Below are 16,354 nucleotides of genomic sequence, written 5' to 3'. Positions count from 1 at the left end.
GGTGCCCCGCCGATAACGCGCCTAGAACGTTCCGCGGAGTCCGACGAGCAATTGTCGGCCGGGCTTGTACTGGGTGAATGTGTTGTTTTCGAACTGGAAATACGATCTGAGCGTGGCGTCGGTGAAGTTGGAGAGATTGATCGTCAACTGCGGCGCGTGCGGGATGTTGAAGATCTTGTCGAGGTCGAACGCTGAGGAGAAATCGTAGCTCGTATAATCGAAATTATACAGGCCGGCGGCGGGAATGCCGTTCTGCGCGAGGCCGCTGCTCTGCGAGCCGCGGCGTGAGGTGGTCGACACGCGCAGCATGATGCCGTGCTTCTCGTAATAGCCGGTGATGTTGTAGGTGAAAGGCGCGACCCCGAAGGCGACGGCGGCGCCCTTGCTGGTCTGATCGACGATCGTGGCGTTGGCGTTGAAGCCGAAGCCGGTGACGCCGATGTGCCTGGTCAGGAAGTCGAGCGGCTGGACCCACTGGAATTCGAGGCCGTTGATCGTCAGCTTGTCGGGCACGTTGATCTGCGAGGTGATCTGGACCTGCGCCGCGGTCGGCCCCCCGCGCGAGTTGATCGCGATCTGCTGGGTCGGGTTCAGCGTGTCGTAGGTGATGCCATATTGCGCGAGATCGGTGAACGGCACCGTCGTGATGTTGGTGGTGGTGAAGCCGTTGATCGACTTGCGGAAGGCGTTGAAGCTGACGACGCCTTCGCGCCCGGTATAATATTCGAAGCCGAGATCGAGATTGGTCGACAGATAGGGCTTCAGCGCCGGGTTGCCGATGCCGGCCTGATCCGCCGAGGGCGCGCCGAAACTGACGCCGGGCAGCTGCGCCGAAGGATCGGGGCGGGTCATCGTGCGCGAGCCGGCGAGGCGCACCAGCGCATGTTCGCCGATATCATATGCGAAAGTCGCCGCCGGCAACCAGTTGCTGTAGTGATTGCGCGTCGTCACATAGTTGGTGATATTGGGGTAACGGCTCCCGTCGGGAAGCGACGCGCCGCCGGCGAGCGTGTTGCGCGGATCGGGGAGCGATACGCGCCCGGTGATCGTCTGGATCGTATCGACGTAGCGAACCCCGACGTTGAAGCGCAACGTGTTGCCGCCGAGTTCCTGCGCGCCGGTCAGTGTCGCGAAGGCGGATTTGACGACTTCGCGGATGTAGCCGCCGCTCGCGCCGGTGTTCGAACCGCCGGTATCCGGCGCATTGTCATGGAAATATTTGTAGTTGGTGGCCTTGGCGAAGGCCGGGAAATCGACCGTCACGAAGCCGGCCGGGCCGGGCATGAGATAGCTCGGCACCGCGCTGTTCGGCGCGAGCGAGCCGCCGTAGGTGACCGGGCCGCTCTGCCCGGCGGTGGAGCCGGTGCCATAGCCCGGGTAGGTCGGATAGCCGGCCGGCGCGGCGCCCGGCGCGTTCAACCCTTCGCACGGCGGCTGCGAATTGGGCGACGACACGAAGATGTTCGGGTTGTTGCCGCATGCCGCGTTCTGCCAGGCCTGGCTGTTGTCGAAGCCGCGGATGAGACGCGAGACGTCGTCATACGCGCCGCCGACCGTGAGGCTCAGCGCCTTGCCGCCCCAGGTGAGATCACCGCGCGCGCCCTTGGTCTTGTTGAGCCGCCGCTCGTCCTGGATGTTGAGGCGCGAGCCGGTGTACCATCCGAAGTTCTTCGGATCGTTGAGATCGAGCGCGCTCTGGATGGTGGGAATGCCGGACCCGTCGTTCGTGTAGGTGACGGTGTTGCCGACGCCGAGCGGGGTGGTGAAGCCGACCGTGGGGCTTTCGCGGTGGAAGGTCGACCGCGAGTAATTGCCTTGCAGGTTGAGTTTCAGTGTGTCGGTGATCTCCCACGCGCCGCCGGGGTTGACGCTGAACAGCTCGGTGGTTTCGATATAGGGGCGGAATTCGTCGAAGAATTGCGCGTTGGCGAACGTGCCGCCGGTCACCGTGCAGCCCGCGCTGCAATCGGATTTGTCGAAGGTCATGTTGGTCGGGATGATCGCGCCGTTGCGCACGATCCACGCCATGTCCTCACGGATCAGATCGTTGTGCTTGTAGCCGTACAGGCCATCGACATAGAAGCGCAGCGTATCGGTCGGCCGCCATTCGGCGCTGACGATCGCGTTGATGCGGTCGCGCGAGCCGCGCTCGTCGGAGATGCGGCCGAGACGCGGAAGCAGCGCGTTGTCGATCTGCTGGATCGTGGCGCCGGGATTGTGGGCGAGCAGGAAAGCCTTGTCGATCGGCGTGCCGGCGACCAGCCCCGCTCCGGCGCCGACCGGCACGGCCGCCGGGATCGTCCAGTTGCCGCCGCCTGTCGTGTTGCAGCCGCTGCTCGCGCCACATTGTGCGGCGGTCAGCGCGGGATTGGTATATCCAATCGTCTCGAAGCCGCGCGTGTCGGTGAACAGGCGTTGCCCCGACACGCCGGCCAGAATGCCGATCGTATCGTTGTGCCAGCTCCCGATCATCGAGCCGCGCACGCCGATGCGGTTGTCGGGGCTCTGGTTGGAACCCTGGATATTGTAGGTGAGGAACGGCTTGGCGGTGTCGAACGGGCGCGCCGAGCGCAGATCGACGTTGCCTGCCGCGCCGCCTTCGAGAAGATCGGCGGTGTAGCTCTTGTTGACGGTCAGTTTGGTGAACAGATCGGTCGGGAAGAAGCTGAGATCGACCGAGCGATCGGTGCCCTGCGCGTCGGTCGCGCCCGACGAGGCGACCGCGATCGGCGCGCCGTTCAGCGTCACGTTGGTGAAGTTCGATCCCAGGCCCCGGATCGCGACGTTCACGCCTTCGCCGGTGATGTCACGCGTGATGGTGATGCCCGGAATGCGATTGAACGATTCCGCGATGTTCGTGTCGGGGAACTTGCCGATATCCTCGGCGAAGATCGAATCGGTAAAGCCAGTCGCTTCGCGTTTGGCATTGGTCGATTTGGCGAGACTGGAGCGATAGCCGGTCACGACGATGTCCTGAGCGGCCGCATCGGCCGCCTGGTCCGCCGGTGGTTGGGCGATCGACGCGCCGCCCTGCTCTGCTCCGGCGGGCGGCGACGGTGGCGGTGCGGTCTGCGCGACCGCGGCGAAACTCGCCATGCTCGCCCAGGCGGTGGCGCACAACAATGCCGAACGGGCGGTATAAAGACGTGTTTTAGGCAATTTCATTTTCAGGTCCCCTCTCGATTGTCGGCATTTTTGCCGATCAACTTGATTTTACTGAACAAAACACGGTGAAAATGCAGGTTAGCCGGTAACGAAGCGGCCTTATCGAACCTTTGCGACGCAGATCAGATCAAGCCGGTGATGCGAAAATAGGTTTGCGGTAACGACGTATGGAACAGTGCCAACACGGCAGGCGGCGCTAGCGGCCTTCCTTTGATCGAACACGCCAGCGCATGTATCCCACCCGCCACACCAAGCGCGAAACAGACCGAGCGTGGTAGCGCTATCTAATGGTGGAAATTTGGCAGTGTCAACCCGATTGGTCTGATCGCCTGAAAAAACTGGCTTGCCCCACACGCGGCAATCGGTTTTCAAACCCGCAGATGATCGAGGATCGCGTCGGCGGCGCGCTCCCCGGCGGGGCGGTCCGAGCGGGAGAAGGTCGCCGCGTCGGCGATCCGTTGGCGCTCGCGATAGGCATCGGGGTCGGCCAGCGCGCGGGCGATCGCGGCGGGCATCTCGCCGACGCTCTCGATCACCTCGCCGAGCGACCAATGGCCATAATCCTCGGACGCGTGCCGGTCCGGCTTGTGCGTGTCGAAGAAGATGGCCGGGCGCGGGCGCTGGATCCATTCGTAGATCTGGCTCGACACGTCGCCCAGATAGATGTCGGCGGCGCGGACGTAGCTCATGTCGATCGAACGCCGGCTGCCCGTGTCGATCCGGATTCCCGGAGAATCGCGAAAGCGCGCGGGCACACCGGGCCGGAGGCGCGCCTTGCGGTGGATTAGCGAGGTGTGCAGCCGCCGTTTGAACAGCATGACGTGCGGCGCGAAGATGAGGTTGAGCGCGTCCTGCGACGCGAACCAGTCGAGCACCTGCTCCCCGTGCGAATACCAGGACGAGAGGAGCGGGTTGAAATGCGGGTTGTACAGGACGGTCGGCTTGTCGTTGTCGAAGAAGCGCGGCGTGGCGGCGAGATCGACCGTGTCGAACTTGGGATATCCGACGATCGCATGCCCCCGTTCGGAGATCAGGCCGAGCGACAGCATCCGGTCGCGGACCTTCTCGCCCGACAGCAGCACCAGATCGAAATGCCTGGTGACGGGCTGGAAGCCCGCCGCGCCATCCCCCGCGCCGTGGGGCAGGTAGATCAGCTTGAGCGTATCGAGCCCGAAGCGGGTCTTGAGCAATGTCGACGTCGTCTCGGGCACTACCAGCGCGTCGAGCGCGGCGAACGCCGGCAGATTCTCGCGCAGGATCGCGATCCGGCGGAACGGCGCGACGTGACGGAGCAGCCGGTCGGCGAGCCGGCTGATCCGGCCGACCTCCAGCGCCCGATGGCGGACGTTGGCGGTCGCGGGCAGCAGCGCGCTCGCCACGCCGCGCTGCTCGGCGCTCGAGGTCAGGATCTCGACATCGACGCCGCGCGCGGCGAGCGCCGCCGCGATCGGGATCGTATGCGCGATCTGATGCGTGGCATCGTGGTTGAAGAGGAAGCCGATCCTCATCGCCGTAGAAACGCGACGGTCGCCTCGGCGGCGCGCGCGGCAGCGCCGGGGCTGCGATCACCGAGCGACGCGGCGGCGCGCGCCTCCTGCCGATCACGATAGAGGTGGTGGCGGGCCGGCGCGGCTTCGATCGCCGGCATCAGATCCTGCGGGCGCGAGATCACGTCGCCGAGGTGCCAGTGCGCGAAAGCGGGATCGGCCTTCCAATCGATATCGTACGCGTTGAGAAACACGCAGGGGCGCGGGTGTGCCAGGAACTCATAGACCTGGCTGCTGATGTCGCCGACATAGATATCGGCCGCGCGCGTGTAACTCATATCCACCGACCGATCCGAACCGACATCGATGAGGATATTGGCGGTCGACCGCGAACGCCAATAGGCTTTGGTCCTCGCCCCGCGCCTGCGGAACAGCTTCACGTGCGGCGCGACGATCAGATTATACGCGTCCCGCGCGGCGAAATCGGCGAGCATCGGTTCGATGAACCGGCTCCAGGATTGAAGCCCGCGCGTCTTGTGCGCGTTGTAGAGGACGGTCGGACGCGCGGTTTCGAACAGCGGCCCGGACGCGCGCGCCAGCCGCTCCGCCGTTTCCAGCTTCACCAGCCCGACCTCGCGGTGATTGTCCGGCCGGATGTGCTTCAGGGCGAGCATGCGTTCGGCCGACTTCGGCCCCGGCAGCAGCACGTAATCGAAGCTGCGAAGCCGCGGCGAGAAGCCGACCGTGCCGTCGCCCGCGCCGTGCGGCAGATAGATTTTTCGCGGCCGCAGGGTCTCGGCACGGTTTTCGAACAGGCGGAAGGCGGTATCCTCGACGGTGAAGATCGCGTGGTATTTAAGCAATTCCGGCTCGCTCGACCGATAGACTGACTGTTTCGCGAACCCGAAGATCCCGATGCGCTCCACCAGTTTCGCGAAGAGGTTCCGCTTCATGCGGATATACTCGAACGGGGCTTCGCCATAGGCATGGCGAATGCGCTCGAAATGGTGGAGCGATTCCGGATCGTTGTAATGGATCGCGACCCGGACACCGGGTATGCGGCGCAGTTCGAAGGCGACCGCAAGCCCGTGGTAGCATTGATATGGTTCGGCAATAAAAAGAAACGCGATGTCCATTTTCGAACGCCGTAGGGCGGCCATCGCGACGCCGTCAACGGATATGACGTGGTGATGCCGCCGGCCCTGATCCGGCTTCGCGATCGCCTCAACGGCCAGACGCCGCTGCTCCGCACCTTTCGCAACACGGGCTGGCTGCTGATGGCGAAGCTGCTCGGCGCGGTGCTGAGCCTGGCGTATCTGGCGATGGCCGCGCGCGGGCTGCATGCGGCCGGATTCGGCGCGTTCGCGCTGATCCTCGGGCTGGCGCAGGGCATGGCCGCGCTGGTCGGCTTCCAGAGCTGGCGGATCGTGCTGCATTGGGGGACCGCGCCGATGCTCGAAGGCAGGACCGCGCAAGTCTCCGCGCTGCTTTGGTTTTGCGGCGTCCTCGATCTGGTCGCGGGGATCGCGGGATGCGCGATCACCGTCGTGCTCGTCCGCTATCTCGCGCCGCATTTCGGCTGGTCGCGCGCCACCGCCGATCATGCGATCCTCTTTGCGTTCGTGCTGCTGCTCACCGTGCGATCGACCGCGGTCGGCGCGCTGCGGCTTTACGACCGGTTCCGCGACGGCGCGCTGGCGGACACCGCGACGCCGGTGTTCCGCATGATCGGCGCGCTCGTCGCGGTGTCGGCGGGCGCCAGCGTCGACGGGTTCCTGCGGGCGTGGGGCGTGGCGGAGATCGCCACCGCCGCCGCCTATTGGGGACTCGTCTGGTATCGGGTCCGACCGGTCACGACCGGGCTGGCGCTCGCCGATATCGTGTCGGTGCCGCGCGCGTATCACGGCTTCTGGCGTTTCGGGTTGTTCAGCAACCTCAACTCCACGCTGTCGTCGGCGAGCCAACAGGTCGCGCTGCTCGCGGTCGGCTATGCGGTGGGCGCGGTTTCGGCCGGCTATTTCCGTCTGGCGCACCAGCTCGGGCAGGCGTTGCTCATCCTCGCCGAGATGCTGAGCCGGTCGCTCTATGCCGAGCTGGCGCGGGTCAGCGCGAGCCGGAGCCGGGCCGCGATGACGACATTGCTCGACCGGACCAACAAGGCGGCGCTGTTCGGTGGCGTCGCCGTCTTCGCGGTCGTCGCGATCCTGGGCAAGCCGGCGCTCTATCTGATCGGCGGCGCGGCCTATCTTCCGGCCTTCCCCGCGCTCGTCATACTCGGCGCCGCCGCGGCGGTCCAACTGATCGGCGTGAGCTTCGAGCCGGCGCTGATGGCGCTCGGGCGGACCGGCAGCTTGCTGGTGATCCGGGCGACGGCGCTGCTATGCCTCGCGGGGCTGCTCGCGCTGCTGTTGCCGCGCATCGGCGTCCTTGGTGCCGCCTTGGCGATGCTGGCGGACGCGCTCGTCGCCGTGGCGCTGCTGCGACGCGCGACGCGGCGGGTGGCTAGGGCCGCACCCCCGTCTCCCTGAGCGTCCGGCGAACGATGCCACGCAGCCGGACCGCGTTGGCATAGGGCGAGTTGGCCGTGCGCTTGACGTCGATCAGCGTCACCGGCCCCGCCGCGGCGAGCGTATGGAAGCCTTGGGTGAAGGGTGCCATCCAGCCCGGCGCGCGCAGCGCGGGTGCGTCGCTCGCGGCGAAGCGCGTTTCGCTGAGCTCGGTGATCGACAGCAGCCGGATCGCGCCGCCATAAGTCTCGCGGCAATCCTGGACCGGCAGCAGGATCACGCCGTCGCGCACGATCGGCACGCCGCCGGGGCGGGTGCTCGCCAGGTCGACGCGAACCGGGTTGAGCGGGTGGAGCCGCCACGGCCCGGCGAGCCGGTCCGCCCATGCGACATGAAGATGGCTGCGACGCGCCGCCTTTTCGGCGGACGGCGCATAAAACAGCCACCATTTGCCGGCGTGATACAGCGGTGTCGCGTCGATCGCGGCGCCGTCGAGCGGGATGTCGCAGGCCGGCTCCCACACGTTCGGGAAATCCCTGGCGCGGTAGAGCGTGAGCGTGCCGGACTTATAGGCCTCCGGCAGCATCCAGGTTTCGCCATCGGCCTCGAACACGAACGGATAGGAGAGATGCCAGGGCGTCTTGAGGACGGTGCGGCAATCGAGCAGCGTCAGCCGCTCGTCATACGTCAGCACGTCGATATGACCGATCCGTGTCCGGTAGTCGAAGGCTTCCGCGAACACATGGAGCCTGCCGTCGCGCCATAGCCCGAACGGATCGGCCCGGAACGCGAGCGGCGGCATGTCGGGCAACCAGACGACGGCCGCCGGATCGACTCCGTCGTCAAGGATCGCCTTCGCGCTTTGCCGTACGATCGCACAGCGCCATACATCCATCGGGCGCAGCATTCGGTCTCCTCTGATGCCACTCCTAAGCTGCGGAGAGCGGTTATCCAAGCGTCCGTCATGCCGCCGCCGCCCTCGCATGTTGAAACGCCATGCCGGCGGCCATATTTCGTCCCGGATGAAAATGTTGTCATCGCGGGCCTTGCTTGCCAGTCTCGCCATCGCGGCCGGCACCCTCGCTCCTCCGGCCGTCGCGGAGGTGGTGGGCGCCGATGCGGCGGCGTGTGGCGACCCGACCGCCGCGTCGGTGCGCGTCCACATCACGGGGTTCAAGAACGGCGACGGCACCGTGCGGGTCCAGGCCTATGGCTCCAACCCGGCCGACTTCCTCGCTACCGGGAAGTGGGTGCGCCGCGTCGAGGTGCCGCTTCAGGGGCGCCGCGCGCTCGACGTGTGCCTGCGGCTTCCGGGCTTCGGCGCCTATGCGGTGGCGGTGCGGCATGATGCCAATGCCAATGGCAAGTCCGACTGGAACGATGGCGGCGGCTTTTCGCGCAACCCCAAGCTGTCGCTCTTCCACCTGAAGCCGGCATTCGCCGACGTTGCGGTGTCGGTGAACCGCGATGCGCCGACGATCCCGATCGTGATGCGCTACCGGCAGGGATTTTCGATCGCCCCCGTGCCAGAGGCGGCGGCGCGCTGAGCGGCGCCGGGCGAAATCCCGTCGGGCGGTCGCGCGTCAGGCGCCCCAATCGACGATCCGCCACCCACGCGCGCGGGCCAATGCGCGCAGCCGGGCGTGCGGGTTCACCGCGATCGGCTCGTCCGCCCATGCGAAGCTCGGTGCATCGGAAACATGGTCGGACTGGAAGCGGATGTGCGCATCCTGCCGCGCTATGTCGGCATCGGCCAGCCACCGCTCCAGCATCGCGCGCTTCGCCGCGCCGTAGCAGTTCGGGCCGTCGAGCATCGGGGTGATGTCGCCCGCCGCGTCGCGCTTCGCGCGGGTGGCGACCAGATCGGCGACGCCCAGCCGGTCGGCGATCGCACGGGCGTAGAAGGCGTGGGCCGCCGTCGCGATCACGATCCGGCGCCCCTCCGCGCGGTCCGCCGCGATCTGCGCGCGCGCGCCCGGCCGGATGTGATCGCGCGTCAGGCGCGTGGCGAAATCCTCCGCCAGCCGCGTGGCGGTCGCCTCGCCAAGCGCCGGGCCGAGGATCAGCCGGTGCATCCGCTCCTTGCGGCGGTCGCGGTCGGCGTGGGTCAGCGCGGCGAGACCGACGACCGGCAGCGCCGCCAGCCGCCACGGCGCCACCGCCCGCGCCGCGTGGAGCAGGAACGGCGTCCAGGTCGGCAGGCTGGTGATCGTCCGATCGAGATCATAGACGGAAATCCGGACGCGGGGCGCGATCATCGTATCAGGCCACGCACCAGATCGAGATCGGCCGGCTTGTCGACATCGACCGCCGCCAGCCCGAAGGGCGATTCGACCATGCGCGCCCGCACGCCGACGCGGCCGCCGATATCCGCCAGCGCGCGCGCCAGCGTCAGCCTGCCGGTCGCGTACCGGACGAGCGGCATGACGCCCAGCCGCCGCACGATCCGCCAGGGCCGTTTGCGATCCCGCTCGACCTGCTGCCACAGATCGAGCGCGAGGTTCGCCGCCGGGGTGGCGAGCCAGAACAGGTTGCAGCCCGACCAGTCGCCGTCGGCGAAGCGCAGATAGGTCCGCCGCGTCGCCGGGGCGTCGCGCTCGATCGTTTCACGCCGGGCGAGCAGCGCGGCGATGTCGGCGTCGTCCGGTACCGCGTCGAGAAACGTCGTGATCCATTCCGCGCGGAGCAGCGCGTGGTCCGCCGTGGTCAGCAGCAGCGGTGCTCCCGCCAGGGCGAGGCCGCGCTTGGCGCTCGCGCTCGGCCCCGCCTCGGCGGCGGTCGGCTCGGCGCCGAGCGTGAGCGCCTCGCGCCGGACCGCCTCGTCGGCCGTGCTGACCAGGATGCGCGCCGCGCCCGCCGCGCGCACCGCATCGACGACCCGGGCGAGCATGGTCCGGCCGCCGATGTCGATCAGCGCCTTGTGGGCGACGCCGGCATAGGCCGCGACCGGATCGATCCCGCCGCGCGAACCCGCGAGAATCAACGCGTTGAAGCTCATCCGCCGCCAACGTGAAAGACGCGCCAGAGCACGCCCGGCGCGGCGAGCAGCGGGTGACGTTCGCGCCACGGCGTCAGCGCGACGCGGACGCCGGTGTGGCGCTCGATCTTCCAGAGCCCGTAGCGCGCGGCGCCGTCGAACGTGAAGGCGGCCTTGACCAGCCGCGCGACGTTCAGCGGCTTGCCCGCCGCCGCGCGCGTCAGCCACGCCTGGACCAGCCGCCGGCATTCGCCGAACCCCAGCGACGGCACCAGGCTGGAGCCCCGTATATCGAAGGCGATCCCGCTTTCCTGCCATGCCAGCGGCAGCAAGCGATCATAGCGCTCCGGCGCGTGGCCGAGAATCTGCGTCTCGCGGCCGGGGGGCTCGACGCGAAACTCGACGCGGTAGGTCTCGCGCAGCAAGGCTTTCCAGAAATCCTCGGCCCGGCCGTGGCGCGGCCCCAGCACCGCCGCGAACCGCCCCGCGGTCTTGACCGCTTCGGCGACCGCGCTCAGCGTGCGGTGCTGGTCGGCGGGGCTGTGGCTCCACACCAAGGCGCTTGGTTGCGCGAAGCGAATCCAGATCGTCGTATCGAGCAGCACGCCCGTCGCCGCCCGCTCGAACGTGGACAGCGGCATCGTCGCCACCTTGGCGCGGATCGTGCGCTCGCCGACGCGTATCTCGTGATAGCTGACATCGGGCCAGAGGCTGCCGAGCACAGCGCGCCGCAGCAAAGAGCCGCGCGCGCGCGGCGTGAGCACGTAGAAATCGAGGATGTCGCCAAGCGCTCCGGTTCGCAGCACCGAGCCGTAGAACAACACCGCGACGCCGCCCAGGCGCTCGGCCAGCACCCGCGCCACCGAACGGATCTCCCGCGGCACCGCCACCGACAATTCCTGTGCCACCAGACTTTGCAGCGCGCTCGTCATGGCACCACGAAATCGATCAGACCCCCGCGCGTGAGGACCACGTCGCCACCGGGATAGGTCTCGCCGTCGAGCACGAAATCCGCATCGAACTGAAGGCGTATGCTGCTCGTCGTGCAGCGATGATAGCCGAACCTTTGCAGCCACTGCGCTTCCGATCCCGCGAGCAGCGCCGGGAGCGTCGCCAGCAGGTGGCGCGGCGGAGCATCGACGCCGAGCACCTTGAGGCCGGCGCGCTCATGCCCGAACGGACGCAGCCCGAGCGGCAGGCGCTTCAGCGTCGATCCGAGGATCAGGTAGAAGGGCCGCTCGATCCGCATGCCGTCTTCCAGCGTGACGCCGACGTTCAGCCCGCGGCGCCAGCGGTTGTCGGCCTTGCCGAACACGGTCTGCGCGATCGCGGCGGCGAGCGAGAGACCCACCGCGACGCCGCGAAATCCGCCGAGACCGTGGACGTCCTGCGCGATCTCGGTCGCTTGGACGAAGGCGCCGGCACCGAACAGGAAGCCGCGCAGATGCGGGGTCGCGGCGGCGGCATGGCGGACCTCGAGCGGGCTGCGCTGCTTGACATGCCCGAGCGGAATGGCGCCGAGCGCGTCGGCGAGCGACCAGGTGATCGGGATGCCGAGATCCAGCGCGAGCGCGTTCGTCTTGCCCGACGGGACGATCGCGATCCTGGGAAGCCGGTCCCGAAAATAGGCCGGTGCGATGCTGAGCACATCGCGGATCGTCCCGTCCCCGCCGTCCACCGCGAGGACGTCGATCCCGCGATCAGCGAAGCGCGCGAGCGCCTCGCGCAAATCCTGTTCGGTGTGGGGAAACGCCCAGTCGAGCGCCCGCGCCACCTCGGGCGAGGCTTGCGCATGCCTGAGATTGCGGTGCGCCTTGCGATTGAAGATGATCCCGACGCTGTTCGCGGATGGTCTCGCCACGTCCGGGTAGATCGCGGGGCGCGATACCGCCGGTCTCGCGGCGGTGACTCGCATGCGGGCGATGCCCCGTGCCAGCAGGCCGTCCGTGTCGGCGGCGCGCGGAACCGAGGGTGCCAGAGGCCCGGTGCCGCCTTGCAATGTCACGCGCTTCATACGTCATGCAACTGTCATAAACTTGTCCGGTTTGAAACCGAAATATGAGTAGTCTCCTCCGTTTCGTGCGCGGCGGCGGCGCGGGTTGATGCGCGGTGGCGGCCGGCCGGGGTCGCGCTGGCCGCGCGGACCGGCCGGCGCGATCACGCCGTCAGGTCGAGCACCACGCGGCCTTCGATCTGTCCCTTGTGCATACGGGCGAACACGTCGTTGACGTCCTCCAGCCGCGCGGTCGAGATCGTCGCCTTGACCTTGCCGGCGGCGGCGAAATTGATCGATTCCTGAAGGTCGAGCCGCGTGCCGACGATCGAGCCGCGCACGGTGATGCCGTTCAGCACCAGCCCGAAGATGTTGAGCGGGAAATCGCCCGGCGGCAGGCCGTTGAGCGCGACCGTGCCGCCGCGCGCCATCATGCCGATCGCCTGTTCGAACGCGCGCTCGCTGACCGCCGTCACCAGCGCGCCCTGCGCGCCGCCGCCCGTCTCCCGCTTGATCGCGGCGGCGGGATCACCGTTGCGGGCGTTGACCGTCGCCGTCGCGCCGAGCCGGCGGGCCAGATCGAGCTTGGCGTCGTCGACATCGACGGCGGCGACGTTCAGGCCCATCGCGACCGCATATTGCACGGCCATATGGCCGAGGCCGCCGATGCCCGAGATCACCACCCAGTCGCCCGCTTTGGTGTCGGTCATCTTCAGGCCCTTGTACACCGTGACGCCCGCGCACAGGATCGGCGCGATCTCGTTGAAGCCGATGTTGTCCGGCAGGTGGCCGACATAATCGGGATCGGCGAGGACATATTCGGCGAACCCGCCGTTGACCGAATAGCCGGTGTTGCGCTGGCTTTCGCACAACGTCTCCCACCCGCCCATGCAATGCACGCAGTGGCCGCAAGCGCTGTAGAGCCACGGCACGCCGACACGGTCGCCCTCCTTGACGTATTTGACGCCCTTGCCCACCGCCGACACGAAGCCGACGCCCTCGTGCCCTGGAATGAACGGCGGGTTGGGCTTGACCGGCCAGTCGCCCTCGGCGGCGTGGAGATCGGTATGGCATACGCCGGACGCCTGGATCGCGACCTGGATCATGCCTTCGCTCACCTCGGGCACGGGGACTTCGTCTATGGTCAGCGGCTTGCCGAATTCGCGCACGACGGCGGCCTTCATGGTCTTTGCCATGGCATCACTCTCCTTGGGGTTTTGCGGGGGTTGGGAACCGGGCCGGGCGGCGGGAGGCCCCGGCCACCCGGCGGCGGTCAGAAGAAGCCGAGCTTCTTGGGGCTGTAGCTGACCAGCAGGTTCTTGGTCTGCTGGTAATGGTCCAGCATCATCTTGTGGTTCTCGCGGCCGATGCCGGATTGTTTGTAGCCGCCGAACGCCGCATGCGCCGGATAAGCGTGGTAGCAGTTGGTCCACACCCGTCCGGCGTGGATCGCGCGGCCCATGCGGTAGGCGCGGGTGCCGTCGCGCGTCCACACGCCCGCGCCGAGGCCGTACAGCGTGTCGTTGGCGATCGCGAGCGCCTCGGCATCGTCCTTGAAGGTGGTGACCGATACGACGGGGCCGAAAATCTCCTCCTGGAAAACGCGCATCCGGTTGTCGCCCTTGAGCACGGTCGGCTTGACGTAATAGCCGTCGAGCCCCTCAATCACGTTGCGCGTGCCGCCGGTCAGCAACTCGGCGCCTTCGCTCCGTCCGATGTCGAAATAGGACAGGATCTTCTCGAGCTGTTCCGAGGACGCCTGGGCGCCGACCATCGTCGCGGGATCGAGCGGATCGCCCTGCACCATCGCCTCGACGCGGCGGATCGCGCGCTCCATGAAACGGTCATAGACGCGCTCGTGGATCAGCGCGCGGCTCGGGCAGGTGCAGACCTCGCCCTGGTTGAGCGCGAACATCGCGAAGCCCTCGATCGCCTTGTCGAAAAAGTCGTCGTCCTCGTCCGCCACGTCGGCGAAGAAGATGTTCGGGCTCTTGCCGCCCAGTTCGAGCGTGACCGGAATGAGATTGTCCGACGCATATTGCATGATGAGCCGGCCGGTGGTCGTCTCGCCGGTGAAGGCGATCTTGGCGATGCGCGGCGATTGCGCGAGCGGCTTGCCGGCCTCGACGCCGAAGCCGTTGACGATGTTGAGCACGCCCGGCGGAAGCAGATCGCCGACCAGTTCGGCCCAGACGAGGATCGAGGCCGGGGTCTGCTCGGCGGGCTTGATGACGACGCAATTGCCCGCCGCGAGCGCCGGCGCGAGCTTCCAGCACGCCATCAGCAGCGGGAAATTCCAGGGTATGATCTGCCCGACGACCCCGAGCGGCTCATGGAAATGATAGCCGACCGTGTCGTGGTCGATCTCGGAAATGCCGCCTTCCTGCGCGCGGATGCAGCCGGCGAAATAGCGGAAATGGTCGATCGCGAGCGGCACGTCGGCGGCGGTGGTCTCGCGGATCGGCTTGCCGTTGTCCCAGGTTTCGGCGGTGGCGAGTTCGGCGAGATGCTCCTCCATGCGGTCGGCGATCCGGTGGAGGATGAGCGCGCGCTCGGCGGGGCTGGTGCGGCCCCAGGCCTCCTTCGCGCCGTGCGCGGCGTCGAGCGCGCGCTCGATATCGGCGGCCGTGCCGCGCGCGACCTCGCAGATCACCTGTCCGTCGATCGGTGAGCGGTTCTCGAAATAACGGCCCTCGCTGGGTTCGACCCAGGTGCCGCCGATGAAATTGCCGTAGCGCGCCTTGAACGGCGCCGTGCGCGCCGAGACGGTCTGGTGGACGGTCATATGCCTCTCCTTGGTGTCGATTTATCGGACCAAAAGGCGCCCGCCGGCGCCCGCTGGCAAGCGGCGCGGGAGGCGGGCGGGCGCCGGACGACGGAATTTCGGCGCGCGATCGCTCGGGTCCGGCGCAGCGTGCGACAGTCGGACGCGCACCTGTCGCAGAGTGCGACAGTTGGGCCGGCTTCGCGGGGGCGATGGGCGGCGCGGCGTCAGGCCGGTGAGTCGGGCGGTTGGCGTTCGCGCGGATCGGAGTAAGATCATCGGCGAGGCGCGGCGCACGACCGCGCGCGATAGGATGGAGACTGGATCCGCGATGGAAAGCGTCGGCATCGACTCGGCGCGGGAGGCGTTCTTCGGCGAGGGCCGCCTGCCGGTCGCCGCGGTGCGCCCGCCCGTGCTGCAATCGTGGATACGCTGCGTCGATCTCGGCCTCGCGCAACGCACGTTGCCGCGCTTGGCGCCGATCGCCGACGGCGATCTGCACGTCCTCCAGCAACGCCACGAAGCCTTGCGACGCTTGTGCCGCCCCGAACTCGAGGTGCTGGCGGGGGAAGCGCGCGAAACCGGCAGCGTCGTCATCCTCGCCGACGGTGATGGGATGATCCTCGATGCGATCGGCGACCTCGCCTTCGCGTCGCGCGCCGCGCAGGTCGCGCTGCGCCCCGGCGTGTCCTGGAAGGAGGCGAGCACGGGCACCAACGCGATCGGCACCGCGATCGCCGAGCGGAAGCCCGTCGCGGTGCATGGACCGGAGCATTTCTTCGCCGGGCATGGCGTGCTGAGCTGCGCCTGCACGCCGATCATGGACCCGCGCGGCGCGATCATCGGCGCGCTCGATATTTCGGGTCCGTCGGCGGTCGGTCACGGCCACGCGCTCGGCATGATCCGCATGGCGGTCGACCAGATCGAGCACCGGCTGTTCCGCCAGCGCTTCGACGATTGCCGCGTGCTGCGCTTCCACGGCGACCCGGCGATGCTGGGCACGAGCCGGGAAGGCATATTGGTGTTCCGCGAGGATCGGCTGGTGGCCGGCAACCGCCGCGGCCTCGCGCTGGTCGACCGCCATTGGGACGCGCTCGACGAGAGCCTGATCGGGCAACTCTTCGAGGAGCGCGCGCGGCACGGTGCGGATCTGGCTTTGCGGCTCAGCACCGGCGCGCAGGCGGTGGGCCGATGGGATACGCCCGCGCGCGGGTCGGGCGGGGCAGCGCCGCAATTCGAAGCGCGCTCCGCCCCGAGCGGCGGGGCGCTCGCCGAGCGCGAGGCCGAACTCATCGCATCGGCATTGGCGGAGGCGCGGGGCAATGTCAGCAAGGCGGCGCGGAGCCTGGGGATCCATCGCAGCACCATCCATCGCTATCTCAGCCGGCAGCGGGGCGCGTGAGCGACGCGTATCGCAGGTGGGCGGCGACCCGGTCTCCTCCGGATCGCCGCGCCCTCGTC

13 protein-coding genes are annotated in these 16,354 nt (G+C 67.9%); 3 read left to right on the top strand and 10 right to left on the bottom strand.

Going from position 1 to position 16,354, the window contains the following annotated elements; all coding sequences use genetic code 11:
- Positions 1 to 21: 21 nt before the first annotated feature.
- From PX554_RS07205 to PX554_RS07195, 3 genes are all read right to left on the bottom strand, one after another.
- Positions 22 to 3,165 (bottom strand): TonB-dependent receptor, encoded by a 3,144-nt coding sequence (locus PX554_RS07205; RefSeq protein WP_275500247.1) that lies wholly within the window; start codon positions 3,163 to 3,165, stop codon positions 22 to 24.
- Positions 3,166 to 3,533: 368 nt separating this feature from the next.
- The gene (locus PX554_RS07200) at positions 3,534 to 4,673 is read right to left on the bottom strand and encodes a hypothetical protein (protein ID WP_275500245.1); all 1,140 of its coding nucleotides are present in this window, start codon (positions 4,671 to 4,673) and stop codon (positions 3,534 to 3,536) included.
- Positions 4,670 to 5,788, bottom strand: a complete 1,119-nt coding sequence (locus PX554_RS07195; RefSeq protein WP_275500243.1) for a hypothetical protein — start codon at positions 5,786 to 5,788, stop codon at positions 4,670 to 4,672. Before PX554_RS07195 ends, PX554_RS07200 begins: the two co-directional genes overlap by 4 nt.
- 51 nt (positions 5,789 to 5,839) lie before the next feature.
- Here PX554_RS07195 and PX554_RS07190 point away from each other — a divergent pair, with 51 nt between their 5' ends.
- Positions 5,840 to 7,180 (top strand): lipopolysaccharide biosynthesis protein, encoded by a 1,341-nt coding sequence (locus PX554_RS07190; protein WP_275500241.1) that lies wholly within the window; start codon positions 5,840 to 5,842, stop codon positions 7,178 to 7,180.
- On the opposite strand, the gene PX554_RS07185 is transcribed toward PX554_RS07190, so the two are convergent.
- Positions 7,155 to 8,066, bottom strand: a complete 912-nt coding sequence (locus PX554_RS07185; RefSeq protein ID WP_275500239.1) for a glucosamine inositolphosphorylceramide transferase family protein — start codon at positions 8,064 to 8,066, stop codon at positions 7,155 to 7,157. The two genes, PX554_RS07190 and PX554_RS07185, sit on opposite strands and share 26 nt — an antisense overlap.
- A gap of 121 nt (positions 8,067 to 8,187) precedes the next feature.
- Between PX554_RS07185 and PX554_RS07180 the strand changes: the two genes are divergently transcribed.
- Positions 8,188 to 8,706, top strand: coding sequence for a DUF2141 domain-containing protein (locus PX554_RS07180; protein WP_275500237.1), 519 nt, complete (start codon positions 8,188 to 8,190; stop codon positions 8,704 to 8,706).
- A gap of 36 nt (positions 8,707 to 8,742) precedes the next feature.
- On the opposite strand, the gene PX554_RS07175 is transcribed toward PX554_RS07180, so the two are convergent.
- The 6 genes from PX554_RS07175 to adh form a co-directional block, all read right to left on the bottom strand.
- The gene (locus tag PX554_RS07175) at positions 8,743 to 9,417 is read right to left on the bottom strand and encodes an HAD family hydrolase (RefSeq protein WP_275500235.1); all 675 of its coding nucleotides are present in this window, start codon (positions 9,415 to 9,417) and stop codon (positions 8,743 to 8,745) included.
- Complete coding sequence (locus PX554_RS07170; protein WP_275500234.1) at positions 9,414 to 10,157, bottom strand: NTP transferase domain-containing protein; 744 nt, start codon at positions 10,155 to 10,157, stop codon at positions 9,414 to 9,416. The genes PX554_RS07175 and PX554_RS07170 overlap by 4 nt, the downstream gene beginning before the upstream one ends.
- A complete protein-coding gene (locus PX554_RS07165) occupies positions 10,154 to 11,068 on the bottom strand; it encodes a hypothetical protein (protein WP_275500232.1) in 915 nt (304 codons plus the stop codon). The genes PX554_RS07170 and PX554_RS07165 overlap by 4 nt, the downstream gene beginning before the upstream one ends.
- Positions 11,065 to 12,141 (bottom strand): diacylglycerol/lipid kinase family protein, encoded by a 1,077-nt coding sequence (locus PX554_RS07160; RefSeq protein WP_275500231.1) that lies wholly within the window; start codon positions 12,139 to 12,141, stop codon positions 11,065 to 11,067. Before PX554_RS07160 ends, PX554_RS07165 begins: the two co-directional genes overlap by 4 nt.
- Before the next feature lie 152 nt (positions 12,142 to 12,293).
- Complete coding sequence (gene adhP / locus PX554_RS07155) at positions 12,294 to 13,325, bottom strand: alcohol dehydrogenase AdhP (protein ID WP_275500228.1); 1,032 nt, start codon at positions 13,323 to 13,325, stop codon at positions 12,294 to 12,296.
- 77 nt (positions 13,326 to 13,402) lie between these two features.
- Positions 13,403 to 14,914 carry an aldehyde dehydrogenase gene (gene adh / locus PX554_RS07150; RefSeq protein ID WP_093223128.1) on the bottom strand — a complete coding sequence of 504 codons (1,512 nt, stop codon included), beginning with the start codon at positions 14,912 to 14,914 and terminating at the stop codon, positions 13,403 to 13,405.
- A 310-nt stretch (positions 14,915 to 15,224) separates the two neighbouring features.
- Between adh and PX554_RS07145 the strand changes: the two genes are divergently transcribed.
- Entirely contained in the window at positions 15,225 to 16,295 is a 1,071-nt protein-coding gene (locus PX554_RS07145) for a sigma-54-dependent Fis family transcriptional regulator (RefSeq protein ID WP_275500227.1), read from the top strand.
- Positions 16,296 to 16,354 lie beyond the last annotated feature (59 nt).

Source organism: Sphingomonas pollutisoli, assembly GCF_029167165.1.
Classification (GTDB): Bacteria; Pseudomonadota; Alphaproteobacteria; order Sphingomonadales; family Sphingomonadaceae; genus Sphingomonas; species Sphingomonas pollutisoli.
The sequence above is the reverse complement of the archived record's forward strand: the minus strand, read 5'-3'. Positions and strand labels throughout refer to the sequence as shown.